The 25,882-nt window shown below is 64.1% G+C and carries 22 protein-coding genes; 3 read left to right on the plus strand and 19 right to left on the minus strand.

Annotation, left to right across the window (positions count from 1 at the left end; all coding sequences use genetic code 11):
• The first annotated feature begins 20 nt into the window (after positions 1 to 20).
• From ACQY9S_RS07240 to ACQY9S_RS07250, 3 genes are all read left to right on the plus strand, one after another.
• On the plus strand, positions 21 to 842 hold the full coding sequence (locus ACQY9S_RS07240) for a uracil-DNA glycosylase family protein (RefSeq protein WP_428424322.1): 822 nt from the start codon (positions 21 to 23) through the stop codon (positions 840 to 842).
• Complete coding sequence (locus tag ACQY9S_RS07245) at positions 839 to 2,608, plus strand: amidohydrolase family protein (protein WP_428424324.1); 1,770 nt, start codon at positions 839 to 841, stop codon at positions 2,606 to 2,608. Before ACQY9S_RS07240 ends, ACQY9S_RS07245 begins: the two co-directional genes overlap by 4 nt.
• Before the next feature lie 306 nt (positions 2,609 to 2,914).
• The gene (locus tag ACQY9S_RS07250; RefSeq protein WP_428424326.1) at positions 2,915 to 3,145 is read left to right on the plus strand and encodes a helix-turn-helix transcriptional regulator; all 231 of its coding nucleotides are present in this window, start codon (positions 2,915 to 2,917) and stop codon (positions 3,143 to 3,145) included.
• Positions 3,146 to 3,456: 311 nt separating this feature from the next.
• Here the strand turns inward: ACQY9S_RS07250 and ACQY9S_RS07255 are convergent, their stop codons facing one another.
• The 19 genes from ACQY9S_RS07255 to styC all read right to left on the minus strand — a co-directional run bounded on the left by ACQY9S_RS07255 (position 3,457) and on the right by styC (position 25,536).
• Positions 3,457 to 4,908 (minus strand): aldehyde dehydrogenase family protein, encoded by a 1,452-nt coding sequence (locus ACQY9S_RS07255; protein ID WP_428424328.1) that lies wholly within the window; start codon positions 4,906 to 4,908, stop codon positions 3,457 to 3,459.
• Between the two features lie 191 nt (positions 4,909 to 5,099).
• Positions 5,100 to 5,930 carry a LuxR C-terminal-related transcriptional regulator gene (locus ACQY9S_RS07260; protein ID WP_428424330.1) on the minus strand — a complete coding sequence of 277 codons (831 nt, stop codon included), beginning with the start codon at positions 5,928 to 5,930 and terminating at the stop codon, positions 5,100 to 5,102.
• 30 nt (positions 5,931 to 5,960) lie between these two features.
• Positions 5,961 to 8,015 (minus strand): phenylacetic acid degradation bifunctional protein PaaZ, encoded by a 2,055-nt coding sequence (gene paaZ, locus ACQY9S_RS07265; protein WP_428424332.1) that lies wholly within the window; start codon positions 8,013 to 8,015, stop codon positions 5,961 to 5,963.
• 25 nt (positions 8,016 to 8,040) lie between these two features.
• Complete coding sequence (pcaF, locus tag ACQY9S_RS07270; protein WP_428424334.1) at positions 8,041 to 9,255, minus strand: 3-oxoadipyl-CoA thiolase; 1,215 nt, start codon at positions 9,253 to 9,255, stop codon at positions 8,041 to 8,043.
• Between the two features lie 13 nt (positions 9,256 to 9,268).
• Positions 9,269 to 9,895, minus strand: a complete 627-nt coding sequence (locus tag ACQY9S_RS07275; protein ID WP_428424336.1) for a TetR/AcrR family transcriptional regulator — start codon at positions 9,893 to 9,895, stop codon at positions 9,269 to 9,271.
• An 11-nt stretch (positions 9,896 to 9,906) separates the two neighbouring features.
• On the minus strand, positions 9,907 to 10,992 hold the full coding sequence (paaE, locus tag ACQY9S_RS07280; protein ID WP_428424338.1) for a 1,2-phenylacetyl-CoA epoxidase subunit PaaE: 1,086 nt from the start codon (positions 10,990 to 10,992) through the stop codon (positions 9,907 to 9,909).
• Positions 10,993 to 11,038: 46 nt separating this feature from the next.
• Positions 11,039 to 11,563, minus strand: coding sequence for a 1,2-phenylacetyl-CoA epoxidase subunit PaaD (gene paaD, locus ACQY9S_RS07285; protein WP_428425630.1), 525 nt, complete (start codon positions 11,561 to 11,563; stop codon positions 11,039 to 11,041).
• Positions 11,563 to 12,336, minus strand: coding sequence for a 1,2-phenylacetyl-CoA epoxidase subunit PaaC (gene paaC, locus ACQY9S_RS07290; protein WP_428424340.1), 774 nt, complete (start codon positions 12,334 to 12,336; stop codon positions 11,563 to 11,565). The genes paaD and paaC overlap by 1 nt, the downstream gene beginning before the upstream one ends.
• Before the next feature lie 8 nt (positions 12,337 to 12,344).
• Positions 12,345 to 12,653 carry a 1,2-phenylacetyl-CoA epoxidase subunit PaaB gene (gene paaB, locus ACQY9S_RS07295; RefSeq protein WP_428424342.1) on the minus strand — a complete coding sequence of 103 codons (309 nt, stop codon included), beginning with the start codon at positions 12,651 to 12,653 and terminating at the stop codon, positions 12,345 to 12,347.
• A 17-nt stretch (positions 12,654 to 12,670) separates the two neighbouring features.
• Entirely contained in the window at positions 12,671 to 13,672 is a 1,002-nt protein-coding gene (paaA, locus tag ACQY9S_RS07300; protein ID WP_428424344.1) for a 1,2-phenylacetyl-CoA epoxidase subunit PaaA, read from the minus strand.
• Positions 13,673 to 13,684: 12 nt separating this feature from the next.
• Entirely contained in the window at positions 13,685 to 14,992 is a 1,308-nt protein-coding gene (paaK, locus tag ACQY9S_RS07305) for a phenylacetate--CoA ligase PaaK (protein ID WP_428424346.1), read from the minus strand.
• 18 nt (positions 14,993 to 15,010) lie between these two features.
• The gene (paaI, locus tag ACQY9S_RS07310) at positions 15,011 to 15,460 is read right to left on the minus strand and encodes a hydroxyphenylacetyl-CoA thioesterase PaaI (RefSeq protein WP_428424348.1); all 450 of its coding nucleotides are present in this window, start codon (positions 15,458 to 15,460) and stop codon (positions 15,011 to 15,013) included.
• On the minus strand, positions 15,453 to 16,973 hold the full coding sequence (locus ACQY9S_RS07315; protein ID WP_428424350.1) for a 3-hydroxyacyl-CoA dehydrogenase: 1,521 nt from the start codon (positions 16,971 to 16,973) through the stop codon (positions 15,453 to 15,455). Before ACQY9S_RS07315 ends, paaI begins: the two co-directional genes overlap by 8 nt.
• A 12-nt stretch (positions 16,974 to 16,985) precedes the next feature.
• Entirely contained in the window at positions 16,986 to 17,789 is an 804-nt protein-coding gene (locus ACQY9S_RS07320) for an enoyl-CoA hydratase-related protein (RefSeq protein WP_428424352.1), read from the minus strand.
• A gap of 217 nt (positions 17,790 to 18,006) precedes the next feature.
• Entirely contained in the window at positions 18,007 to 19,308 is a 1,302-nt protein-coding gene (locus tag ACQY9S_RS07325) for a DUF1329 domain-containing protein (RefSeq protein ID WP_428424353.1), read from the minus strand.
• A 74-nt stretch (positions 19,309 to 19,382) separates the two neighbouring features.
• Entirely contained in the window at positions 19,383 to 21,410 is a 2,028-nt protein-coding gene (locus ACQY9S_RS07330; protein WP_428424355.1) for a DUF1302 family protein, read from the minus strand.
• Positions 21,411 to 21,537: 127 nt separating this feature from the next.
• Positions 21,538 to 23,925: an efflux RND transporter permease subunit gene (locus ACQY9S_RS07335; RefSeq protein WP_428424357.1), complete on the minus strand. Its 2,388-nt coding sequence runs from the start codon at positions 23,923 to 23,925 to the stop codon at positions 21,538 to 21,540.
• Positions 23,926 to 23,939: 14 nt separating this feature from the next.
• Entirely contained in the window at positions 23,940 to 24,986 is a 1,047-nt protein-coding gene (locus ACQY9S_RS07340) for a YCF48-related protein (protein WP_428424359.1), read from the minus strand.
• Between the two features lie 91 nt (positions 24,987 to 25,077).
• The gene (gene styC, locus ACQY9S_RS07345) at positions 25,078 to 25,536 is read right to left on the minus strand and encodes a styrene-oxide isomerase StyC (protein WP_428424361.1); all 459 of its coding nucleotides are present in this window, start codon (positions 25,534 to 25,536) and stop codon (positions 25,078 to 25,080) included.
• Positions 25,537 to 25,882: the final 346 nt, after the last annotated feature.

A 25,882-nucleotide genomic window follows, 5' to 3' on the forward strand; every position in this document is an offset into this window, starting at 1 on the left:
CCGCCCAAGGGGGTTTGCACATGTCCCACGTGTTTGACCCAGGCTATGTCGCCGAGCCGTTTCTCTCCTTGTGCGCCGCGTATCCCGAAGCAGACGCGTACCCGGCAAGCCAGTTCCGCCTCGAGTGGGGGCCGATCTTCCATCGGGGCCGCCTCGACGGTTCGGCACGCATGCTCGTGATCGGTCAGGATCCCGCGCAGCACGAAACCGTCGTGCGACGCATCCTCGTTGGCGAGGCCGGGCGTCGCGTCCAGGGTCTTCTGGCCAAGCTCGGGGTCACTCGAAGCTATGTCTTCATCAACACCTACCTCTACAGCGTCTATGGCAGCGTCAAGACCAAGACCCGAAGGAACCCTACCCTCGTCGACTACCGCAATCGCTGGCTGGACGCGCTGCTGGTCGGCAGGCGTGTCGAAGCAGTCCTGGCGCTCGGGCAGGCAGCCGACGAAGCTTGGCAATTGCGGAAGGCGACCCAGCCGGCTCAGTCCGCGAACATCGCCTATGCCGCCGTGACGCACCCGACGCAACCCGAAAGCTTTTCCAAGGGCGACACCACCAAGCTGGCAGCAGCGACCAAGAAGCTGCTTCAGAACTGGAATGTCGCGCTGCAGGCCGTCTCGCCCCACATTCACCATCCGGATGAACCGATGCCTGCCACACTCCACTTTTATGGAGACGCGTGGGCCGACGGCGATCGTGTCGCGATACCAGAGTCCGATTTCCCCGCCGGCCTGCCGGCCTGGATGCACGAGCAGGATGGCTGGGCCAGGCGCGCCGGGAAGGACGCCCTGGCCAAACGACGCAACATCACGATCACGGCTCCAAGGGGTGTCGTGGCATGAAGAGCGTTCAACGCCACTGGTATCCGCTAAGCGGCCTCGAGCCAGGTCAAACAGCGCCTGCCACTGCACGTGCCGCGACGAAGCCCGGCCCTGTCGATCCGCTCACCGGACCGAAACTGGCCTTGTCTGGCCGCGTGGTCACCATGGACGACACGTTCTCGGTTGTGCCCGCCGGCGTGGTCTACATCGACAAGGGCGTCATTGTTGCAGTGCAAGCGCGTGGCGCAGCACCCCCGTCCGGCTTCGAGGGCGTGCCGGTGGTGGACACCGCAGGGACGCTGTTACCCGGCTTGATCGAACTGCACAACCATCTCAGCTACAACGCGCTGCCCTTGTGGAGTCCCGTGCCCAGGCTGTTCCAGCACCGAGGCCAGTGGCCCGACCATCCGGACTATCGCAAGCTGATCAGTGGTCCGATGACAGTCATCGGCAAGTACCGCGACGCCCAGGGCAAGCCGTCGCTGCTCGCTCCGCTGGTCCGCTACGTCGAATGCAAGTGTCTCCTGGGCGGCGTGACGACGAGCCAAGGCATCATGCTCAACAGCAATGCCGGCATACAGCGTTTCTACCGCGGGCTGCTTCGCAACGTCGAGAGCACGGACGACCCCGACCTGTCCGAAGCGCAGGGACGCATCGCCGACGTCGATGCCAAGGACGCGCGCGCGTTTTGGGGACGGCTGAAGAAGGAGGACAGCTGCTTCCTGCTGCACCTGAGCGAGGGGGTGACCCCGTCGGGCCAGACCGATTCGGTGGCACGGCGGCACTTTCTGGCGCTCCAGGTGGCACCGAACGAATGGGCGATCAACGACCGATTGACGGCCATTCACGCAGCAGGTCTGCTGCAGGAGGACTTCGAGGTCCTCGCCCGACGCGGCGGCTCCATGGTCTGGTCGCCATTGAGCAACCTGCTGCTGTACGGCGCGACCGCCCGTGTCGACGCCGCAAAGCAGGCTGGGGTGCGCATTGCCCTGGGCAGCGACTGGTCGCCCTCCGGCAGCAAAAACCTGCTTGGTGAACTGAAGGTCGCGTGGCTGTGTTCACGACACCTCTTGGACGGACTGTTCACGGCCCGAGACCTGGTGGCCATGGCAACCAAGGACGCCGCAGCCATCCTCAAGTGGGACAAATCGATCGGAACGATCGAGGCCGGCAAGCGTGCCGACTTGATCGTCGTCGATGGGAAGGTCGGTGACCCGTATGAGGCGCTGATCAGGTCAAAGGAGTCATCGATCCGGCTGGTCATGATCAACGGCGTGGCGCGTTACGGGATGCCCTCGCTGATGAACAGCCTCGGGGCGAAGGGCGAGACGCTGCGTGTGGCCGGCAAAACGCGCCAGCTGTTTCTCGAGCAGGAGAGTGGCGATCCCGATGTGGCCCAGGTGTCGCTGAAAGCAGCCACAAAGACGCTGCGCACGGCGCTCCACGACCTGGCCGATCTCGCGGGTGAGTTGGAAAGGCCAGCGCCGCGTGCTGCCATCCGAACCGCGCTCGACGCACCGCAGCCGGTCGTCTGGTCGCTGGCACTCGACGAGATTCAAGAGACCGGCATGGACCTGAGGCCACGGCTGCCGTTCAATGGGCCGAAGGATTTCACCGGGCCGGATCGAGCTGCGCCGCGCGCAGCGGCGAGTCCGCTTTCAACGATTCTCGAAGCCATCGAGCTGGATCCATTGACAGTAGCGGACGATCTCCGTTTTCTGGCAAGCATCGCGCAACAGCCGAACCTGCCCGAGGTGATTCGAACTGGACTGAAGAGTCTGTATTGAGGCGCTCGGCAGTCTCGCGAGGATCGATTGCAGATACATGGCGCAGTCCCGACGAGAGACGTACCGCAAGGCCACATCGATCTGCTTGGGCTCGCGGGGCTTGTGGCGCCGTGCAGAACGACGCCGGATCAATTTCACCGGTTTCGGCCGCTCCGACTTCAACCCAAGATCGCCGCGCAGCCGCTTCCGGGTCCATGGCGCTGCTGTGGGAGACGTTCTGTGCCGGATTCGGCCCGGAATCCAGCGAGCCGCTCGTCGGAACGGGCGTCTAGAGTTTGCATGGCGGCTCCACCGGAGGTCAGAGACATGCAACGCTTCCCGCCCGAGAACGAACCGGCCCGCGCCGACACGTCCGCCCCCGTGTTCCTGCGCATGCCCACCGTCATGCGCATGACCGGCCTCGGCAGATCGACCATTTACCGGTTGATTGCCGAACAGAAGTTCCCCTGCCCGGTCCGCCTGGGTCTGCGCGCAGTCGCATGGCGTCGGTCCGACCTGGACCGCTGGAGCGAGGCGCGGCCGATCGTCACGCATTGACCGGACATGGCAATGTTTTACGAGTCGAACGCCACGCCCTGGCAGACCGGACTTCGTGATTCATGACACTGATGCAAAACGCGCCGATCAGCCGATGATCGAGCTCGACCACGCGTGAAGGAGACAAGGCCCACGAGCCCAGACACGGGAAAGGCCGCTGTCTTCCATCATCCAGACGGGTCAACCGACTCAACGGCTCAAGTCAGCGAGAAGCCAATCTGGTGAGCCCCACACCCGCGCTTCTGCCAAACAAGCGGCGCAAGATGTGAGTGTAAGCAGACGCCGAAAAGAAGTGATCGCGCGGCGATCGCTCAGCCAACCAGCACGGTGATGACCTTCTCTTCGGTATAGGCCAGCACGCCCGACAGCCCGCACTCGCGGCCGATGCCACTGGTCTTCATGCCACCCCAGGGGAGTCTCGGATCAATCGGCGCCCAGCAGTTCACTCCGATGGCCCCCGCTTTGACGGCCTGAGCCACTCTGTGTGCCCGCGAAACATCGCTCGTCCATACCGTCGCACCCAGGCCATAGTCGGTGTCATTGGCCAGCGCAATGGCTTCCTCCTCGGTGTCGAAGGGAATGATCGTGCCGACAGGCCCGAAGATTTCCTCGCGCGCAATCGACATATCGTTGCTGGCCTCGGCAAAGATGGTCGGCTTGACGAAGTAGCCTTTGCCGCGCTCGGCCAGACCGCCTGCCAGCAGTTTGGCGCCCTCGGCAAGACCTGCATCTATGTAGCGATTCACTCTTTCGAACTGTTCCTTTTTTGCGACCGGGCCCATGGTGACGCCTTCCTTTGAAGGATCACCCACCTTGATAGCGCTCGCCGCGCTAGCCAGCGCGGCGGAGAACTTCTCCGCGATCCAGCGCTGAACGAGTATTCGTGTCCCAGCCGCACATACCTGGCCCTGATTGAAGAACAAGCCCATGGCGCAGCCACGTACAGCTGCATCGATGGAGGCGTCCTCGAAAACGATCTGCGGGCTCTTGCCACCCAGTTCCAGGGACACCCTCTTGAACAGCGGCCCGGCGGTACGCTGAATGATCCGGCCGACTTCGGTGCTGCCGGTGAAGGTGATCTTTTCAACACCGGGATGCGAGCAGAGTGCCTGACCCACGACTTCACCCGTCCCGGTGACCACATTCACCACGCCATCCGGAATGCCGGCCTCCTTGCACAATGCCGCGAGGTGCAACGCCGAAGATGGCGTCTCCTCGGAAGGCTTGATGACGACCGTGCATCCCGCAGCCAACAAGGGGCCGACCTTCCAGCAAGTGATCATGAACGGCGTGTTCCACGGCACGATGGCACCGACAACGCCGACCGGCTCGCGCTGCGTGTAGGACAAGGTCTTCACACCCATGTAGCCGGGCGTCGGGATCGTGCGACCCTCGATCTTGTCGGCCCAACCCGCGCTTGTGCGCAACGTGCCGATGGCGTTGGGCAAGTCCAGCAAGCGAGGTTCGATCGGCGGTCGACCGATGCAGGTCGCATCCATGTCGGCAATCTTCCCTGCGTCCCGTTCGACGAGATCGGCCAGTCGATGGATCAACTGTCCGCGGTCTGCACCGGACAGCTTGCTCCAAGCACCCCCATCCAGCTGACGCCGCGCCGCTGCTACGGCCGCGCTGACGTCTGCCGCTGTCCCGCGCGCGGCTCTTGCGTGTACCTGCTCGTTCACGGGGCTGAACAGTTCCATCAAGCCGCCATCGGATGCGGTATGCGCCTGCCCATTGATGAAGTGTTGAAACGTCGGAATCATGCGCTGTCCTGAAAGTGAGGAGTGCCACGCGTGGGTGTCACACAGCACGCACTCTGCCGCCAGAATGTTCGGCATTCCATCGCGTGAATTCGCGTAGGGTTTGTCCTCCCCGAAGCGGACGACGGGAGATGGATGCCTGCGCGACTCGAAGCCGCTACTGCCGGCTCCTTCCTTCGTTGCGGACAGCCGTTTCAGTTCGCGGCGCTTGGCAGCCGTTCGGAAAGAACGTGCATGAGTCGTCCCTTCGAGTGCACCCCCAGCTTGTCGCGCACGCTGCGCAGCTGATGATCGACCGTCGAGAGCGAGCGGTTGAGCTGCCGCGCAATCTCCTTGTAGCTCAACCCCTTGCCGGCCAGCGCGGCGACGTTGCGCTCGGCCGGCGTGAGCCCATCGAGGACCGAGGCCGAACAACCGACCACGCTGGCCGCGCCCGCGCATCCGCGGGCAACACGCGAGGCTGCACCGAAAATCGGTCCCAAGACGCTACGCGCCACCTCGTCAAACCAGACCCAGCGCTCGTCCCCCGCGGGACTGCAGTCGTCCATCCAATCGGCGCACAACAGCCCCACAGGGCGGCCGTCGTCGCTTATGGGCACGGCCATCTTGACTTGTGTGCCCAGCTGCAGCATCTGCACACGCAAATCCGCCCCCAGGCGGCGATCCTGGCCAACGTCCTTCAGCACCACGACGCGATTCGAACGCCAGACATACCGCACCCCGGGATCACACGCATCGATGGCCGTGTGCACCAGCGACGGAACGACGCGGTCTCCGCGCAGCGACTCCGCCTGAGGTGTGTAAACGGCATCCGTCGGGTGACTGTAGCCACCGTCGACTCGGTCGGCGTCCAGCGCGTCCCGAAGCCACCGCGTGGTCAGCTGCCAGCAGGCGGTCGGATCGTCGAGGCGAAGGAGCAAGTGGGCCGTCAGGTCTCGCGCAGGCCCCCATCGGATGGCACCGACCTGGTCCAACAGTCGCCGGCGCAACCCACGCTGCGTGTTAAACAGTTCTTCGTCGTCCATGGCGCGCCGGCGTTCGGGAAGCGAGAACCGCTACGGCGTCCCGCGCTTCGCCACGAGGGTCAGGATGTCGTAGCTCGCAACCAGCTCACCCAGCTGATTCGTGACCTCCACGTCCCACGCCACCACGCCTTGCCCGACGCCCTTCACGTCTTTCTTGTTCCGGTCGATCTTGCGCTTGCAGGTCAGGCGCGCCTGGATCGTGTCACCGATGCCGACCGGCTTGATGAAGCGCAGCGTGTCCAGCCCGTAGTTGGCGAGCACCGGCCCCGGGGCTGGCGAGACGAACAGCCCGGCAGCGGCCGAAAGAACGAAGTACCCGTGCGCAATCCGCTTGCCGAATGGGCTCTCTCGGGCCGCGACTTCATCGAAATGCATGTAGAAGTAGTCGCCCGAGATACCGCCGAAGGCGACGATGTCCGCCTCGCTGACCGTGCGGCGATGGGTCAGCAACGAGTCGCCGACCTGAAGGTCCTCGAACCAGCGGCGAAACGGATGCACCTCTGACTCGCGCACCTTGGCCCCTCGCACGTGCTCACCGGTGATGGCCGACAGCATCGTGGGCGACCCTTGTACGGCGGCGCGTTGAAGGTAGTGCTTGACCGCGCGCACGCCGCCGAGCTCCTCGCCACCGCCGGCGCGGCCCGGCCCGCCGTGCTTCAGTGAGGGCAGCGGCGATCCATGGCCAGTCGATTCGACTGCGGCTTCCCGGTCGAGTACCAGCAGCCGGCCATGCCATGCCGCCGCCACCGGGATGACCCGGGCAGCCACCTGCGGATCGCGAGTCACGAGTGTGCCGACCAAGCTGCCGCGCCCGCGAGCGGCCAGCGCCAAGGCTTCGTCCAGGCCGTCATAGGCCATGAGGGTGCTGACGGGGCCGAAGGCCTCCACATCGTGAATCGCCGCGTGTTCCAGCGGCTGGTGGCTCAGCAGAAGGGTGGGCGCAAAGAAGGCACCTTCACTCACTCCCTCACCTTGGGGCGCGAAGCCATCGCGCTCGCCGTAGACCAGCTCGGCGCCATCCAGAAGAAGCGCTGCGACCCGCTCCGAAACGTCCTTGCGTTGGTCGCGCGTGGCCAGCGGACCCATGCGTACCGTCTCGAGCGCAGGATCCCCGACGACCATTTTCGCGAGCCTTGCTCGCAGCCGCTCGGCCACTGCGGCGATCTGCTGCCGGGGCACCAGGGCGCGGCGGATGGCAGTGCATTTTTGACCCGCCTTGACCGTCATCTCCCGCGCCACCTCCTTCACGAAGAGGTCAAATTCCGCATCGTCGGGCGTCACATCGGGTGCCAGGATGGCGCAGTTCAGCGAGTCCGCCTCGGCGTTGAACGGAACGGACTGCCGCACCAAGTTCGGATGAATCCGAAGCTTCGCCGCGGTGTCGGCCGAACCGGTGAAGCTGACAACATCCACCCCCTCCAGTCGGTCCAACAGGTCGCCCGTGCTGCCGATTACCAACTGCAGACTGCCTTTCGGTAGAACAGCGGATTGCACGATGAGCCGCATCAGTGCTTCCGTCAGGTAGCTGGTGGCCGACGCTGGCTTGCCGATGCATGGCATGCCCGCGAGAAAGCTGGGAGCGAACTTTTCGAGCAGGCCCCACACCGGGAAGTTGAAGGCATTGATGTGCACAGCCAAGCCACCGCGCGGCACGAGGATGTGCGTGCCGACAAAGCCGCCCTTCTTGCCCAGCGACGTAACCTGCCCCTCGTGGATCAAGTTGCCCGAGGGCAGCTCATTGCCGCCGATGCTGGCGTACGCCATCAACGTTCCGATGCCACCTTCGATGTCGATCCAGCTGTCCGAGCGTGTCGCTCCCGTGTGGACCGAGATCGCATAGAGTTCTTCCTTGTGCTCGGCAAGGTACTTGGCCAGCGTCTTCAAGCGCTCAGCCCGTTGCTGAAAGTCGAGCGCCAGCAGCGACGGCAAGCCAACGCGTCGGGCATGGGAAACCGCTTCGCCAAAGTCGATTCGTTCGGCATGCGTGAACGCGACGGGCCGACCATTGACCGCGCTGCCGAGCACCTGTGCTCCCTCGCTGCCCAGCCACTTGCCTGCGATGAAACTCTGCAAGGTCGCAGTCATGAAGAATCCTCTTCGTCTTGTCGAATCAGGCGCGTTCGAGAGCCAGTGCAATGCCCTGCCCCACACCAATGCACATGGTGGTCAGTGCACGCCGTCCGCCCGTGCGTTCGAGCTGCCGCAAGGCGGTCAGCACCAGGCGCGCACCCGAAGCGCCGAGCGGGTGCCCGATGGCGATCGCACCACCGTTCGGGTTGACGTGCGCCGCGTCATCCGGCAGACCCAGTCGGCGCAGCACCGCCAGACCCTGCGCCGCAAACGCTTCGTTCAGCTCGATGGTGTGAAAGTCGCCGATGGACAGCTTCAGGCGCTGCATCAGCTTCTCGCTGGCGGGTGCCGGCCCCATGCCCATGATGCGCGGCGGCACGCCCGCCACGGCCGAGCCCAGCACGCGCGCACGCGGCCTGAGCCCGTAGCGCCTGACCGCTTCGTCAGAGGCCAGCAGCAGCGCACAGGCACCGTCGTTGACCCCGGAGGCATTCCCCGCCGTGACGCTGCCGTCCGGCCGCACGACGCCTTTGAGCTTTGCCAGCTGATCGCAGGTGGTGTCGGGTCGGGGGTGCTCGTCTACCGACACGGCAATCGACTCACCCTTCTTCGCCGGAACGACAACCAGCACGATTTCGTCCTTGAAGAAGCCGGCCTCGTGCGCTGCTTTCCAGCGCTGCTGAGAGCGCAGCGCCAGGGCGTCCTGATCGGCCCGCGACACAGCAAAATCCACCGCGACGTTCTCGGCCGTCTCGGGCATCGAGTCGATACCAAAGTCGCTCTTCATCTTCGGGTTGACGAAGCGCCAGCCGATCGTCGTGTCTTCGATCCTCGATGAGCGAGAGAACGCTGACTCTGCCTTGGGCATGACGAAGGGCGCACGGGTCATGCTTTCGACACCGCCCGCAATCATGAGTTCGGCTTCGCCAGCCGCGATCGTGCGCGCAGCCAAGGCCACAGCATCCATTCCCGAACCGCATAGCCTGTTCAAGGTGCCGCCGGGCACGTCGACCGGCAGTCCGCCCAGCAAGGCGACCATCCGGGCCACGTTGCGGTTATCTTCCCCGGCCTGGTTAGCGCAGCCGTAGAGAACGTCGTCCACCGCAGACCAGTCCACACCGCGGTTGCGGTCAACAAGCGCCCGGATCGGTACCGCGCCCAAATCGTCGGCGCGCACGGCCGCGAGCGCACCGCCGTAGCGACCAAACGGAGTCCGCACACCGTCTACGATCCAGACATTTCGGGTCAATGACATGCAATTCTCCGTCTCAGTCGGTCTCGGCGAACACCTGTTCCGGAGGCATCACCGCCGGCAGGCCGCCAAGGAAGAGATCGGCCACGATCGGCGCCATCGCGGCGTGATCGAAGCGTCCTCCCGGTTTCATCCAAGTGAACATCCAGTTCACCATGCCGAACAGCAGCATCGTCAGCGGCTTGGCAAGCGCTGCCTTCGTCAGGTCTGGCCGCAAAGCCACGACGGCCTTTGCAAACGCCGAGACAACCAGCCGCTCCTTGCCAAGGATGCGCTCGCGGTCTTCGTTCTCTAGGAACTTCACGTCCTCAGTCAAGACCCGATGTGCGTCCTGTGCGCCCGCGTACTCGCTCACTAAACGAGCGATCAACTCCCGCACGCGCTGTTCGGGTGAGAAGGTCTTATTCGCATCCACCTCTTCGACGAGGGTCTGAAGGCGAGAAACGTGGCCGTCGGCGATGCTGACCAGCAAGGCGTACTTGTCGCGGTAGTAGTGGTACAGCGTCGCCTTGGAGACACCGCAGGCTTCGGCCACCTGGTTCATCGTCGTGGCGGAGTAGCCGCGCCGTGCGAACAGGTGTGCCGCATGTTCGAGGATTGTGTCGAGGTGGTCTTCATATCCGGGTAAGCGGCCGCGGGCCATTGGGCTTCCTTTCAGCGTTCGTCGAAGGAGAGCACCACGCGTTCGGTCAACGGGTGCGCCTGACAAGTCAGGACGAAGCCAGCGGCGACCTCCTTCTTGTCCAGCGCGAAGTTTCGCTCCATACGCACCTGCCCCTCGATCACCTTGGCGCGGCAGGTGCCGCAGACGCCGGAGGTGCACGAGAAGGGAACTTCCAGACCGGCGGCGGAGGCACAGTCAAGGATGCTGGGCTGGTCACGCCGGAACTCGATCTCGCGGCGCAGCCCGTCACGCACAATCACGATACGCGCCCGCTCGGCGTCCTCGGGACGGGCCTCGTGGACGACCGCGTCCGCCTGCCCTGTGGGCTGCTGAGCGATGCCGAAGCGCTCGATGTGGATCCGGTCCTCGGGCACACCCGCGGTGAGCAGCGCCATTTCGGCCTCGTCGTTCATCTGGAACGGCCCGCAGATATAGACGTGGTCGATGCCGTCAGCAGGTACTAAGGTGGAAAGAAACTCGCCGATCTTCTGGCGGTCCATCACACCGCGGTTCAGCGGTGCGTCCGTGTGCTCGTCGGAGAAGACGTGATGCAGCACCAACCTCGTGAGGTAGCTGTTCTTCAGGTCCTCAATCTCCTCCTTGAACATCGTCGAGTTCAGGAGGCGGTTTCCATAGATGAGTGTGAAGCGGCTGTGCGGTTCACGCGCCAGCACCGTCTTCATGATCGACAGGATGGGGGTAATGCCGCTGCCGCCCGCGATCCCGACATGGTGGCGCTTCGAGGCGGCGTCGAGCGGTACGAAAAACCGCCCCTGGGGTGCCATGACCTGGATGACATCGCCAGCGCGCAGATGCTCGTTAATCCAGTTCGAGAACACACCCCCGCGAACCTTGCGCACGCCCACGCGGAGTTGGCCGTCGTCCACACCAGCGCAGATCGAGTACGACCGGCGCAGGTCCTGGCCTTCGATTTCCTTGCGCAATGTGAGGTACTGGCCTTGCGTGAAGCCGAAGACTTCGCGGAGCGCTTGCGGCACGTCAAACGACACCACGACAGCCTCGGCCGTGTCGGGCTCGATGGTGCGCACGCGCAGCGGATGAAAGATGACACTCATGGGTAGGGGTTCCGGGCGAACGGCGACAGGGGCCGTGACTGCGCGCTTAGATGGGCTTGAAGTGCTCGAATGGCTCTTGGCAACTCAAGCAGCGGTACAGGGCTTTGCAGGCAGTCGACCCGAAGGCCGACAGGCGCTCGGTGTTGTCGCTCCCGCACCGTGGGCAGGCCAGTCGTAGATGGGGGCTGCGGCCGAAGAAGCGGACTGGGACAGCACCGTCTGCCCTAGCGGCCGGCCCGGGCGGCGCAATGCCGTACTCAGCCAGCTTGCGGCGGCCAGCTTCGCTGATCCAGTCGGTCGTCCATGCCGGTGCCCTCTGCAGCGTCACATGAGCCGGACCCAGGCCTGCAGCGTTGATCGCGGCAAGCACGTTCTGCTCGATCACCTCGGTTGCCGGGCAACCCGAGTAGGTGGGCGTGAGCACGACCTCCAATCCGTTGCCGTCAGGGCGGACCTCGCGAACGATGCCAAGGTCGCAGACCGACAGCGCCGGCACTTCCGGGTCGAGCACGCCGTCCAGCACCGCCCAGGCCTGCTCGCACCGCACCGCATCACCGGTCGCGACGACCATCACCACACGCCTCCTGGATAAGCCCGCTGCAGATGCTGCATTTCCGCGAGAATCGTGCCCATGTACTCGCTGTGTACACCACACTTGCCGGTGCTTCGGAATGCCGCATCTGCCGGCGGCACAAGCCCAGCTTCGGAAAGCACCACCGTCATCTCTGCCAGCCACGGCTCCCGTAGCTCTGCCCACCCGGGCCCCAGACCACTGGCGCGCGCATGCTCGTCCACCACGTCGCTCTCGAAGCACTCGGGGACATAACGCCACAGCTGACCCAGTGCGGTCTCGACGCGCCGAAGCGACTCCGACGTCCCATCAGCCAGGCGAATCACCCAGTCGCCGGCATGTTGCTGGTGGTAACGGGCTTCCTTGATCGCCTTGCCAGCTATGGCCGCCAGCTCCGCGTCGCTACTCCGGGCGAGCCGCGCCCACAGCAGCTTCAGCAGGGTCGCGACCATGAGGTTGCGCAGCACGGCGAACGCGAAGTCGCCCCGCGGCAGCTCGACCAGGGTGAGATTGAAGTAGTCGCGTTCGTCGCGCAAGAAGGCGAGCTGATCTTCATCGTGGCCTTGCCCGCCAAGTTGACCGGCGCGGGTGAGCACGGCGCGGGCCTGACCCACGAGGTCCAGCGCCATGTTCGTCAAGGCGATGTCTTCTTCGAGGATGGGCGCGTGGCCGCACCACTCGCCGAGCCGCTGCGCCAGGATCAGGCAGGTATCACCCAGACGCAGCAGGTACTGCACGTCGGGTGTTCTCCGCAGGGGAATGGAGCCTTGCATCACTGACCTCACATGTGGTCCACGGAACCGGGAAGCCGGTAGAAGGTCGGGTGCCGATAGACCTTGTCCTCCATCGGATCGAAGTAAGCGTCCTTATCGGCGGGATCGCTGGCGATGATCTGGTCCGAGCGAACGACCCAGATGCTGGTGCCCTCCTGCCGGCGGGTGTAGACGTCGCGCGCGAATTGGATCGCCATCTTGGAATCGGTGGCATGCAGGCTGCCGCAATGCTTATGATCCAAGCCGGCCTTGCTGCGCACGAAAACTTCCCACAGTGGCCAATCTTGTGCCGTGGACTGAGTGCTGACGTTACTCATATTCATTCCATGTCTGTTCACGCGGCCTGCTCGGCCGGAGTCTGCTTGGCTGCGAAGGCAAGCGCCGCCTCCCGCACCCAAGCGCCGTCTTCCCAGGCCTCGATCCGTGCGCCGAGGCGCTCCCGGTTGCAAGGGCCGTCACCGCCCACCACGCGCCAGAATTCGCTCCAATCGATAGTCCCGTAGTCCCAATGCTCGCGCTCTGCATTCCACTTCAGCGCGGGATCGGGCAGCGTGACGCCCAGCACCTTGGCTTGGTCCACGGTCGCGTCGATGAACTTCTGGCGTAGTTCATCATTGCTGACCCGCTTGATGCCCCAGCGCATCGACTGCGCCGAGTTGGGCGACTGGTCGTCCGGCGGGCCGAACATCATGATCGACGGCCACCACCAGCGGTTCACCGCGTCCTGCACCATCGCTCGCTGCGCATCGGTGCCCTGCTGCATCATCGTGAGCAGCGCTTCGAAGCCCTGGCGCTGATGGAAGCTCTCCTCGCGGCAAATGCGCACCATGGCACGCGCATACGGCGCGTACGAGCAGCGGCAGATCGGCACCTGGTTCATGATGGCCGCACCGTCGACGAGCCAGCCGATGGTGCCCATGTCGGCCCAGGTCAGCGTGGGGTAATTGAAGATCGAGCTGTACTTGGCCTTGCCGGTGTGCAGCGCATCGAGAAACTGGTCGCGCGAGGTGCCCAGCGTTTCAGCCGCGGCATATAGGTAGAGGCCGTGCCCGCCCTCGTCCTGTACCTTGGCCAGTAGGATGGCCTTGCGCTTGAGCGTGGGCGCGCGGCCGATCCAGTTGCCTTCGGGCAGCATGCCAACGATCTCGGAATGCGCGTGCTGGCTGATCTGGCGCACCAGCGTCCTGCGGTAGTGCTCGGGCATCCAATCCTTGGCCTCGATGAATTCGCCGGCATCAATACGCTCTTCGAAGCGCTGCTCGAGTTGCGCCTCCTCGAGCGACCGCACGGCCTTGCGCTCGTCGCTCGGCGCGGTGTCCATGGCTTGTGTATACACGATTCGGGCTCCTTACTTGGGTCGCTTGTCGATGACGCGGCGGGCCTTGCCGACCAGTGTTCGTTCGATCGAATCTGGTAGGCCGACATTCACCGTCGTGCTCACGCCGATCAGCGTCTTGATGCGGTGCTGCAGGTGCTTGGCAATGGCCACGCGGTCGACTCCAGCATGTGCGGGCAGCACCTCGCAGCGCACTTCGACCTCGTCCAGCAGGCCGGAACGAGACACCACCAACTGGTATTGCCCCGACAGCTGTGCCTCCTTCAGAACGAGCTCCTCAACTTGAGTTGGAAACACGTTCACGCCACGAATGATCAGCATGTCATCCGAGCGACCGACAATCTTGCCCATGCGACGGAAAGACCGTGCGGTAGGCGGCAATAGCCTCGTCAGGTCGCGGGTGCGGTATCGAATGATCGGCAGCGCTTCCTTGGTCAGGGACGTGAAGACGAGTTCGCCTTCGGAGCCATCAGGCAGCACTTCACCAGTCTCAGGGTCGATGACTTCCGGATAGAAGTGATCTTCCCAGATCACCGGACCATCCTTGGTCTCGATGCACTCGCTAGCCACTCCGGGCCCCATGACCTCCGACAGGCCGTAGATGTCAACCGCGTCGAGGCCGGCGCGGCCTTCGATCTCTTTGCGCATCGCTTCCGTCCAAGGCTCCGCACCGAAGATGCCCACTTTCAGCGAACTGTCCACTGGATCCATGCCCTGGCGCACGAACTCCTCGATCACCACCTGCATATAGCTGGGCGTGACCATGATGATGTCGGGCTTGAAATCGCAGATGAGCTGCACCTGTTTCTCGGTCTGCCCGCCAGACATCGGTATCACGGTGCACCCCGCCCGTTCTGCCCCGTAGTGCGCACCCAGGCCGCCAGTAAAGAGCCCGTAGCCGTACGAGATGTGCACGATGTCACCTCTGCGCCCGCCCGACGCGCGGATCGAGCGTGCCACCAGATCGGCCCAGGTGTCGATGTCATTCAACGTGTAACCCACCACCGTGGGTTTACCCGTCGTTCCCGATGAAGCATGAATGCGTGCCACTTGCTCGCGCGGGACTGCGAACATCCCGAAGGGATAGTTGTCGCGCAGATCCTTCTTGACCGTGAACGGAAATTTAGCGAGATCGCTCAGGGTCTTCAGGTCACTCGGATGGACGCCCTTGGCGTCGAACGACCTTCGGTAGTGCGGCACGTTGTTGTATGCATGCTGCAGCGTGTTGCGCAGACGCGTGAGCTGGAGAGCGGCGATCTCGTCGCGGCTCGCGATTTCGATCGGCTCGAGGTCACCGGGGCGGGGTCGGTTGACGGGCACGTTTATTTCCTCCTGAAATCAGCTGTCAGAAGCAGCTACGGCGGGTTTCCCGCGCATGGCGTAGGAGCGACCGCGGAACACGGCGAGGCGCTCACCCTGCTGGTTGCTGACGGTCGCGTCGTAGACTCCCGTGCGTCCGGCACGAGAGACTTGGGTGCAACGGGCTTCGAGGACATCGTCCCGTCGCGCTGGTGCGATGAAGTCGATGGAGAAGCCGGACGCCACGGTCAGCTCGTTGTAGGAGTTGCACGCGAAGGCGAAGGCGGAATCCGCCAGTGCCGCAATGAAGCCGCCGTGGCACAGACCATGGCCGTTGAGCATGTCTTCGCGCACGCTCATCGTGAGCACCGCCTGTCCAGGGGCAACCTCGATCACCTGCATGCCCAGGGACTGCGACGCCCGGTCACTGGCGAACAGGCCGTCCCGCACCTGCTCGGCAACGCGTTGCGCAGAAGACTGCTCACTCATGGAAGGCTCCGCGCGAGAAGTGGCGACGCGAGAGCGCCGGCGCACGGCGGTACCGGGTCTCACCGTAGTGAGCCTGTAGATGAGTCAGCACAGCAGCGACGCGGGAGCAACCTAGACCATCTGCCCAGGAGAGCGGCCCCCGCGGATACGCGGTGCCGAGCTGCATCGCCGTGTCGATATCGGCGGCCTTCGCGCCCGTCCACGTCATGACGTCAGCCGCCTCGTTTGCCAGGCAGCACACGGTTCGCATGACCACCAGACCGGCCACATCCTCCAAGGCGACCAGCGCGATTCCGGCAGGCGCCAGGGACGCCGCCAGGGCACCAACGTGAGGCAGAGCGGCGGCATCGGCCGTGACGCCGATCAGCGCCGTTTTGCCGAAATCAAGAGCGAGATCCAACAGGATCAATCCCGGACCGTCTTGCGCGCTGCATTCCGCGGCCGTGCGCCCATCCGTCAACGCTACGCGTACCGAGCCGAATTCGAGCCCCTCATGAATCGACTGCGAATGCTGCACGATCACACTGCCCGCCAACCTCAGCCGCTCGACCAACGGATCCAGCAACCCAAGTTCCGTGGGAACGCGGATAGGTTCTATCGCTGTCGTCGGTGCTATGGTGTCGACAATTCCTGGTTCAGAAGCGTCACCATAACGGTAGAAGCCGCAGCCCGACTTGCGCCCAAGGCGCCCGCTGCGCACCAGTTCCTGCTGAAGGATGCTCGGCGCATACCGAGGATCGTAGGCTGTCGCATGGAACACGGACTCGGACACTGACAGATTCACATCCAGGCCGATGAGATCCATCAGCTCGAACGGGCCCATGGCGAATCCCCCTGCCTCGCGGAGAAGACGATCAACGACGGACGCCTCTGCGACGCCTTCAGCCAACAGCCGCAAAGCCTCGGCGTAATAGGGGCGCGCGACCCGATTCACGATGAACCCCGGCGTGTTCGGCGCGTCCACCGCCGTCTTGCCCCATGCATTCGATAAGTCACGCAAGGCAGAAGCGAGAGCCGGGTCGGTCTCGACACCCCGGATGATCTCGACCAGCTTCATACGCGGCGCAGGATTGAAGAAGTGCCATCCAATCACGCGCTCGGGATGATGCAACCCCTGAGCGACTGCAGTGACCGAGATCGAAGAAGTATTGGTTGCAAGGACCGCTTGCGAAGACAACAGCGGCTCCAAGGTACGGAAAAGCGACTGCTTTGGCTCAAGCCGCTCGACGATCGCCTCGACCACAAGGCCAGAGCCTTCCAGTTCCTCCAGGCATCCGGCGACGCGGATTCTTCCGAGGATCATCGTGCGGTCCAGATCTGCCAACTTGCCGCGCTTCACAGCCCCGTCCAAGTCAGCGGCGATGCGCTCCAGACCTCGCTCGCCTGCTCCAGGCTGCGCGTCGTGCAGTAGAACCTGATGCCCAGACTGCGCCGCCAACTGCGCGATTCCGGAACCCATGCTCCCGGCGCCGATCACCGCGACCCGGGTGGAAGAAGAAAGCTCGTATGACATGCGTGCGTGCTTTCAACGATCGGTGAATCGAGGCGAACGCTTCTCGGTGAAGGCGCTCACGCCTTCCCGGTAGTCACCTGAGAAGCCCAGTTCGCGCTGCAGCCGCTGCTCTTGCAACAGCGCGGCGTCGAAGTCGAGCAACTGCGCCGCGTCGAGCGCGTTCCTTGTCGCGACCAATGCCTTCGTTGGCATCTCGCTCAGCCGTTCCGCCAAGGTCTGGGCTTGGACTTGCAACGTTTCATCGTCGACGCACTGCCAGATCAGGCCGAGTCGCTCCGCCTCGGCGGCCGGCAGCTTGCCTCCCAGCAGAGACAGTCCCAGCGCATGCGCACGGCCGACAAGTCGCGGCAACAGCCAAGTACCTCCAGTGTCCGGAATCAATCCGATCTTCGCGAAGGCCTGGATCAGTACGGCCGAGCGCGCGGCCAGCGCGACGTCGCAGTTCAGCGCCAAGTTGGCGCCAGCACCGGCTGCAACACCATTGATCGCGGCCACCACCGGCACCGGCATGGAGTGCAGACGGAGTGCCAGCGGCCGGTAGTAGCGCTCGATCATGGCTCCGAGATCCTTGGCCGCACCCTCCGCCTTCGGATCGACGGCGACGGCCGGATCAGCCAAGTCCTGCCCCGCGCAGAAGGCACGGCCGGCGCCCGTCAATACGACACAGCGCACGCCGGGATCGTCGGCGGCTGCGTTGAGCTCGCTCAGCAGGCGATCGTGCATCTCGCCGGTGAAGCTGTTCAGCGACGCTGGCCGATTGAGGGTCAGCGTTCGGACAGGGCCCCGCTGCGTGACGAGAACGGTGGATTCGGACATCGGTAGTAGCTGCTTGCTGAAACAGTGCGCTTGTTGTTGGTCATCATAAATTCGACCGACCGGTCGGTTGACTATAGATCAAAGCAGTCCTCGATGCAACTTGAGCTGAATTAGTGTTAACCCTAAAAACAGATCAATCTATATTCTTCCAAAATGGCATCGTCATCATAAAATTAGTGACCATATTATTATTAAGCAATCCAGTCACAAATATTTATTAGTCGCCTCCGCGCAAATTCTGTACCGAGAAGATTGAGGCCGGATTCAACGTCGGATCGCTCATCATGCGCGGCTGGAAGGTGGTGCAGTGCTGCGCTTGCAGGTCGAACATCGAGGCGGACGTGTAAATCGCAATCCCCGCGTTCTTGTTGGCCGGCGCGTGGTACGCGGAATCCGAGAAGCCGATCCCCCAGCGCTTCCACAACTCGCCCTTGCGGTCGTAGGCGAGGATCATCGGGAAAGTCGAGACTTGCGCATCCATATAGAGCACCCGCTTGCCAATGGGGTTTCTCGCTTCAATGGGCGTTCCCTCGATGACATGAACGATGCGCAGTGACCAGGGAATATTCGGGAAGCAGGCCGCCTGACCGCCGAACTTGACCTGCCCGTAGCCGTCCTGGTCTTTCGGTTCCGTCTGTTTCCATTCGCTGTGCCGATAGACCGGCATCAGCATGAGCTTGGTCTCGATGTACTTCCAGTCCATGTCGAGGACGCGGCCGTTGTAGCCTTCGAAGTCCTCGATCATGATGTCCGACCCGAGGAACGAGTCGGTCGTCTGGCCCGCCGCCAGTCGACGCACGCGGCGCTGAAAGCCAAGATAGAGGTAGGAGTCGTCCAGCTTCGTGTCGTCGTCGAAGCGCTGGATCAACAACTGAGTGTTCTTCAGATCCTGGGGGTTGAGCACTTTCAGATAGATGCCCCGGTAGATCTTGGAGGGGTTGGGCTCGATATCGGCCACCGGCGTTTGTGTCGTTCGGTGCTTGTAGCTCAGGAAGTTGAAATCGAACTCGAGCTGCCGTTCGACTTTGCCGGTTTTCGCGTCCTTGTACTGCCAGATGAATGGATAGATACGGCCACTGTCCCCCACGATCTGCGTGTACTTGTAGTTGAAGGCGAGTTTTTCGCCGGCCCGAGCATCCGACTTGTCCGGTTTGGCCGGGAAGGGGCGCCCCGCCACATAAGCTTCGATCGTGCCCTTCGTGCTGCCCAGCTTGACCTGCGAGGCGTACTTCTTGGTCGCGGCAATGTAGTTGGCGTGCAGGGGGATGGGGTGCGTTTCCTCGATCGGAAAATCGAGCTTGCCCTGCTCGATGAGCGCGTAGGTGGCCGGATCGATGAGGTCGCGGAATTTCTGGACATTGGATTTGTCGATCTTGACTCCGGGAGCGATCCCCGGGTAAGAAACTGCGGCGCCTTGATAGGGGTTGAAGGATGCATCGATCTCGACATCCGTCAATGCCATCGTCTGGCCTGCAAAAACGATCGCAGAAAAGCCGACCGAGACTTTCGTTAGTTTCATGTTTCACCTCCAAGAGGAATCAATTCAGTGCGTCGAGCCACGTCGGTTCGGCGGGGCTCACCTGCTGTCAAGGTTCAGAACTGATAGCGCGCGGTGAAAAACACCTCGTTCTCCTTCCAAGCTGCGCCGATGGGGCCGGCGCGAAAGCGCCCGAGGGGCTCGAGGCCGCCGAGGCCGCGCGAGTAGGCGGTCATGGGGTCGGTGTCGCCGGCGGGCGCGGTGAACGGCGCGAACGGGTTGCAGCCGCGGCAGTCGTCGAACTTCCAGCGGTCGTCGCCGTTGCGCAGCTTGAAGTTGCCGCCGAAGCTGAGCTTGAGCTTGTTCGTCACCAGCCAGTCGATCTGCGGCGACGTGACCAGCGCACGCGCCTTCACGTCGTAGGCCGTGATCAGCTGCGGGCTGACGCGGTCGCCGGCCAGGAAGGCCTTGATCAGCAGCGTGCCGATCACGTTGTCCTTCCAGTCGGGCATGCCCGCCGGGCCGAACTGGCGCTGCTCCCACTCGTGGTCGAAGATGTGCTGGTAGAACAGCTGCGCCGAGAACAGCGTGGTGCGGTTCGGGTTGATGAAGGGCACGAAGGTCGGCCGGTCGATGCCGACCACGGAGCGGAACACCCGGTTCTTCGAGTACAGCTCGGGCTTGAGCGTGTTGGCGAACTCCTCGCCGCTGGTGACGGCGGCCTCCACGCGCACCGCCGCCTTGGCCGCCTCCCACTGCAGGTCGACCGAGCCGCCGAGCAGGTTCACGCGCGGGAAGTGCATGTCGAAGGCGATCAGGTAGGGGCAGTTGCCGTTCGCATCCGCGCAGGGCTGGCCGGTGAAGGCGTTCTGCGCGCCCTTGCCGCCGTGCAGCGAGGGCAGCTGCGAGCGGTAGGTCAGCGCGTTCAGCGAGAACGACAGCCCGCCTTGCGTGATGCCCTCGTACTTCAGCCCGAGCTGGGTGTTCTTCAAGCTCCAGTTCGGCAGGTCGACGTTGCGCAGGCCGATCTGGCCCGGGCCGAAGTCGGTGGCGAGCAGCACCCCCGGGGCGACGTTCGCAAAATTCGACACCGTGCCGCCGTTGTCCCACAGGTTCTTCATGCCGCGGAAGAAGCAGCCGGCGTCGAGGATGACGTTGGCGGTGCCGCACTGGCCGAGGTTGTTGGGGCGGAACTTGTCGAAGTTCCACACCACCTGCAGGTTGCGGTCCTGCATGGTCTCGCTGGCGCCCATGCGGTACTCGGCCTGGGCGATCCACATCGGGATGCGGATGTCCTGCAGCTCGTCGTAGATGTTGTTGCGCGAGTAGTCGACCGGGTTGATGACGTCGAGCACGCGGAACAGGTCGGTGCGGCCCCAGACGACCTGCTGCTTGCCCAGCTTGAGGAAGAGCTGCTTGCCGTCGGCCAGGCCAACGGTGTTGGTGACGAAGGCCTCGCGGATCACGTCCCAGCGTTCGTTGAACTCGGGCATCTCCAGCTCGCTGCGCTTCTTGTCGCCGTAGCCGCCGAAGTCGGCACAGCCGCGCCGGTCGGTGTCGCAGGGGCGCACCGGCACGGCGAACTCCACGCCGCCGTTGAGCGAGTCGTGCCAGCGGTCGCCCAGCAGGCGCAGGCCCTCGTTGGGGTTGTAGTTGGGCGCGCCGGGGTTGGTGGAGTTGAAGCCGAAGGTGTTGTTCACCAAGCCGAGGCCGTCGACGACCGTCTTGTTGACCGCCCCGCTGCCGTGCGGCACCGGGGGCGGCCCGCCCTGGGACTCGAGCAGCACGCCGCCGCCGGCCTTGCGGCCGTACTGGTCGTCGTTCAGGCGGTACACGCCGTCGAAGCTGCCGCGCAGAATGCTGCGGAATTTCCAGCCGCCTTCGAGCTTCTTGTCGGCTTCGACCTGCAGGGTGTTGCGGAACTTGGACAGGCCCACCGTCTCGCCGGTGGCGTCCTTGCCCCTGAAGCGGGTGTCGTTCTCGTAGTAGATGTCGACCTTCCACGGGTCGACGGGTGCGGCGGCGTCCTGCGCGTGGACCGCGCCGCACACCGTCAGCGCCGATGCCAGTGCGGCGCCGCCGAGGCGGCGCGGGCTGCCCTGCTTGTGGAGCCGTGCTCCGTGCTTGTCCTGTCTGTTCTTCATCGTTGTCTCCTCACTCCGTGGGTTCCTTGGATGGAATCGAATGCACACCTGCTCGAAAGGCGGGCCGTCCCCTGCCCGCGCGTTGCTCCTGGACTCTCGATGGCTCGCGCCGCCCTCACGCCCGCCCTCACGCCGGCTGCAAGGCGCCCTCGCTCGCCGCGTCCGCCTCACCCGTCACGAAGCGCGGCTTGAACACCACGCACCAGGCCGGCACGATCAGCATCGCGGCGACGGCGTTGACGATCAGCATGAAAGACAGCAGCACTGCAGCGTCCGACTGGAAGCGCAGGTCGGACAGGAAGATCCACATCACGACGCCGGCGATCAGCGTCAGCGCGGTGAAGCTCACCGCATAGCCGGTGGTGCTGAAGGCGTTGATGGCGGCCTGGCGGATGTCGCGCGTGTGGGCGAACTCCTCGCGGATGCGGTCCATGAAGTACACCGCGTAGTCGATGCCCACGCCCACGCCGACGGCGATCACGGGGACGGTGTTGACGCTGATGCCGATGCCCTGGATGCCCATGTAGGCATAGGTCATGACGGTGGAGAACAGCATCGGCAGCACCATCAGCCAGCCCGCGTGCAGCGACTGGTAGTACAGCATCACCAGCACGAAGGCGACCGCCATGACCAGCGGGATGATGACCATGTGGTCGGCGTGCAGCGCCTCGTTCGCCGCCGCGGTGACGCCGATCAGGCCGCCGCCGATCTCGATCGTCAGGCCGGGCACTCGGGCCATCACCTGGGCAGCGCCTTCCTGGGCCAGCGCGATCGCGCGGTTGATGGTCTCGGCCCGGTGGTCCTTGTAGAAGAAGACCATGTTGGCCTCGTCCTCGTCGGCGTTGACGAACTCCTTGAGGGCCCCGGGGATCGGGCTGGAGGCCATGTAGGCGAACATCAGGCCGCCGACCTCGGCGGCGTTGTCGGGCAGCTGCATCCAGCGCGGGTCGTCGCTGTGGGTCAGGCGGTTGACCACGCGCACCACCGCGGGAAGCGCCTTCACGCCGCCGAGCGCGGGGTCGTACTGCATGTGCGCCTGGAAGGCCTCCATCGCCTGCAGCACCTCGGGGCGCTTGATGCCGCCCTTCTCGGCGGTGCGCGCGACGATGTGCAGCTCCTCGGAGCCGGGGAAGCGCTCGTTGATGGCCTTGGTGGAAAGGTTGAAGTCGTGGTCGCGCTTCAAGATGGGCGAGCCGGGCTCGGACTCGCCGATCTGCACGCGCGACGCGAACACCGCGCCACCGGCCATCAGCACGCCGGCGATGACGAGGATCGCCGTGGCCCCGGCCTGCGTGCCACCGGTGCGGGCCATCAGCGCGGCCAGGAAGCTGCGCATGCCCTGGTTCTTGTTCTCGGTCTTCTTCGGCTGCGGCAGCACGGTGAGCGCCAGCGGCACCATGAAGTGCACCGTGAAGATCACCGCCAGGCCCCAGAAGCCGGCCGAGATGCCGAGCTTCCAGTTGAAGGGCGCCGCCCCGAGCATGAGCACCGCGAGGCCGAGCGCGTCCACCACGATGGCCAGCGAGCCGGGCCGGAACAGCGCGTCGAGCGCGTTGCGCGCGGCCTGTTTGCCGCTTTTCGTGATCGCCAGTTCTTCGTAGTAGCGCGCCACCAGCTGCACGCCGTGCGAGGTGGCCCGTGCCGCGATCAGGAAGGGGATGGGCATCGACAGCGGCTCGAGGTTGTAGCCGAGCAGCGCCATGAAGCCCAGGCCCCAGATCGAGGACAGCGCGATGCCCAGCAGCGGCAGCGCGACGCCGTAGAAGCGGCGGAAGTAGACGATCAGCAGCAGCGCCAGCAGGGCCAGCGTGGAGAACATGATCGCGATGATCTGCTCGAGGTAGGTGTAGACGTAGCCGGTGAGCACCGGGTTGCCGGTGATGTAGACGTGGTGGCCCGGCGTGGAGACCTGCTCGCGCACCTGCTGCAGCGCGGCGAAGGTCTTGGCGTAGTCGAGCTCGCTCTCGTTGAGCTGGGCCTTGATGAGCGCGGCCTTCAGGTCGGGCGAGACCAGCAGGCCGTAGATGCGCGGGTTCGCGATCACGTCCTTGCGCAGCTGCTCGAGCTCTTCGGCGCTGCGTGCGGTCTTGGCCGGGTCGTAGTAGGACTCGGAGGCGAAGTTGCCGTCCGAGGTGAGGTAGACCTTGCGCGAGGTGCGGTGGGTCAGGCTCGACACCAGGTTGTGGTTCACGCTGGGCAGGTTGTCGATGCCCTGCGTGGCCTCGAAGATCAGGGCCAGGGTCTCGTCGTTGAAGATCGTGCCGTCGTCGACCTCGATCGCCATCACGATCATGTTGGCGCCGCCGAAGTTCTCCTTGATGCGGTTGTAGGTCTGGATGTAGCGGTGCTTCTGCGGCAGCAGGTCGCTGAAGTCGGTGTAGACCTTCAGCGACGGCAGCTGGGTGGCGAAGCCCAGCGTCACCGCCAGGATCATGCCCAGCACGTACTTCGGGTTGGCGAACAGCCACTCTTCGCCGCGCATCAGCACGGCCACGATTCTTTGGCGCAGTTTCATCTCGGCCATCCCGTTCATTGATGCGCCGCGACGGACAGCCGACCCGGCGCCGCCACGACGTGCAGTGCGCCCGCCGCACCGGCGACGAGCAGCGACTGCGGGTTGAGCACGGCACCGGCGGCCAGGTAGGCCGGCAACTGCAGCCCGTGGTCGAAGCGCACCCATTCGTCGCCGCGCAGCACCACCATCGCGCCGCCGCCGCCCAGGCCGTAGACCTCGCCGCCCTGGTGGAGCAGCGTGTACATCGGTGCGCCCGAGTGGTTCTCCTGCGGCGTCCAGCTCTTGCCGCCGTCGGTGGTGTGCTGGATCACGCCGCCCAGGCCGCTGGTCCAGCCGTGCCGTGCGTCGGTGAAGACGGTCGAGTAGGGGTAGAAGTCTTCGGGGATGGGCGTCTGCCTGGTCCAGGTCGCGCCGCCGTCATCGGTCGTCATCACGATGCCGAACTCGCCGGTGCTCACGCCGTGGCGCTCGTCGATGAACTGGATCGTCGTGAGCATCGCGTCGCCGCCGAGCTTGGTCGTCTTCCATGTCTTGCCGTGGTCGGCGCTCGACAGCAGCGTGGTGTTGCTGCCCGCGACCCAGATCCGCTGGGCGGCGTCGCAGGTCACCGCGAGCGGGTTGACGGCAGGGTCGGTCGGGTGCGCCACCCAGTTCTTGGCGGCGCTGTCGCCGATCCACACCTTGCGGTAGAAGTCGATGCCGACGAAGCTGCCGTCGGGGCAGGTGCTCAGCGCGATCACGGATGCGGGCGATGCGAACAGGCGGCGCGCCCAGGTCTTGCCGCCGTCCGACGAGGTGACGAGCGCGCCGCCGGCCGTGCCGGCGGCCAGCACCGCGCCGTTGCTCGCGGCCGACTGGAAGCTGTCGGTGTGCAGCACCGCCTTCTGGCGTTCGGCCTGCACCGCACCGAGGTCGGGCGCCTGCATGCAGCCCAGCAGCGTGACGCCGGCACTGAGCAGCGCCGTGCGGAGCAGCCGCCGCGCTTGACGCTCGAGCCCGACGCCAGCGCATGCAGCGGCTCGACCGGGGGGCGTTGGGCTCGCCCGGTGGGGAATCGTCATCTAGGAGTCTCCTGATCAGTACGAAGTCAAACGCAGCGTGTCGACGCGTCGCCAGCCTTGAACGCGCACCCTGGTAGCGCTGAAGGTCGCCTCATTCACTGCCTTTTAGGCTGAGGGCCCGCCAGCCAATCATGAACAAAGCACCAATCGCGAGCACCCCAAATACGTAGGCGGGGGCGAGAGCAATCGCACTGAAAAATCCTCCGCTACCGAAATTGTTAGAGCCGAAACTGAGCCCTCGATTGGCACTGAAATTCGAGAAGAAATAGAAAATGACATTGGCCCATCCGTCACCAACCACGATCCAACCAAGAATACTGGCTGCTCTCTCCGAAAACCGCAGATTAGGAAGAACGAACGCCACCGCAATGACCATCATTCCGTTGAGCGCAGGACCGGAATGCGCCCGAGCCCAACCCTCTGGGGTTCCAGGAATCTGGAATTTGATGATATAGCCAGGAACTATTTCAAATCCTCCCAGCAAATTCACCCAAAGGCCGACTCCAAACAACAAGGTGCAAAGGATCATCAGGATGCCGTGGCCGGACATCTTCCTCTGTAGATTACTGGGCATAGCGCAAAGTCTCCTGACAAATATAGTTATTCATCTCATAACCCATAAAACGCCACCACCAAAACCAGAGCAGAATGCGCGGCCCACGCGGGCCCAAACAATACGCAGCTTGGCGATAGCTTGGCAACAGACTCGAATTCTCTTAAGACACGCGTCGGCATCTCGCCAATGCAGTTCTTCAAAACTACCAACCACTTGACCACGACCTTTGGCCGCGAGCCAAGTGGCACGGCCAAGACAGTGAGTTCAGCCATCAAAGCTCTCCCGCTGAAACAGGTCACTGTCTTGGTCCCTTTGCAGATTGACCGACCAGTCGGTAGAC

Origin of the sequence: Methylibium sp., assembly GCF_965279545.1 — a bacterium.
Lineage (GTDB): Bacteria > Pseudomonadota > Gammaproteobacteria > Burkholderiales > Burkholderiaceae_C > Methylibium.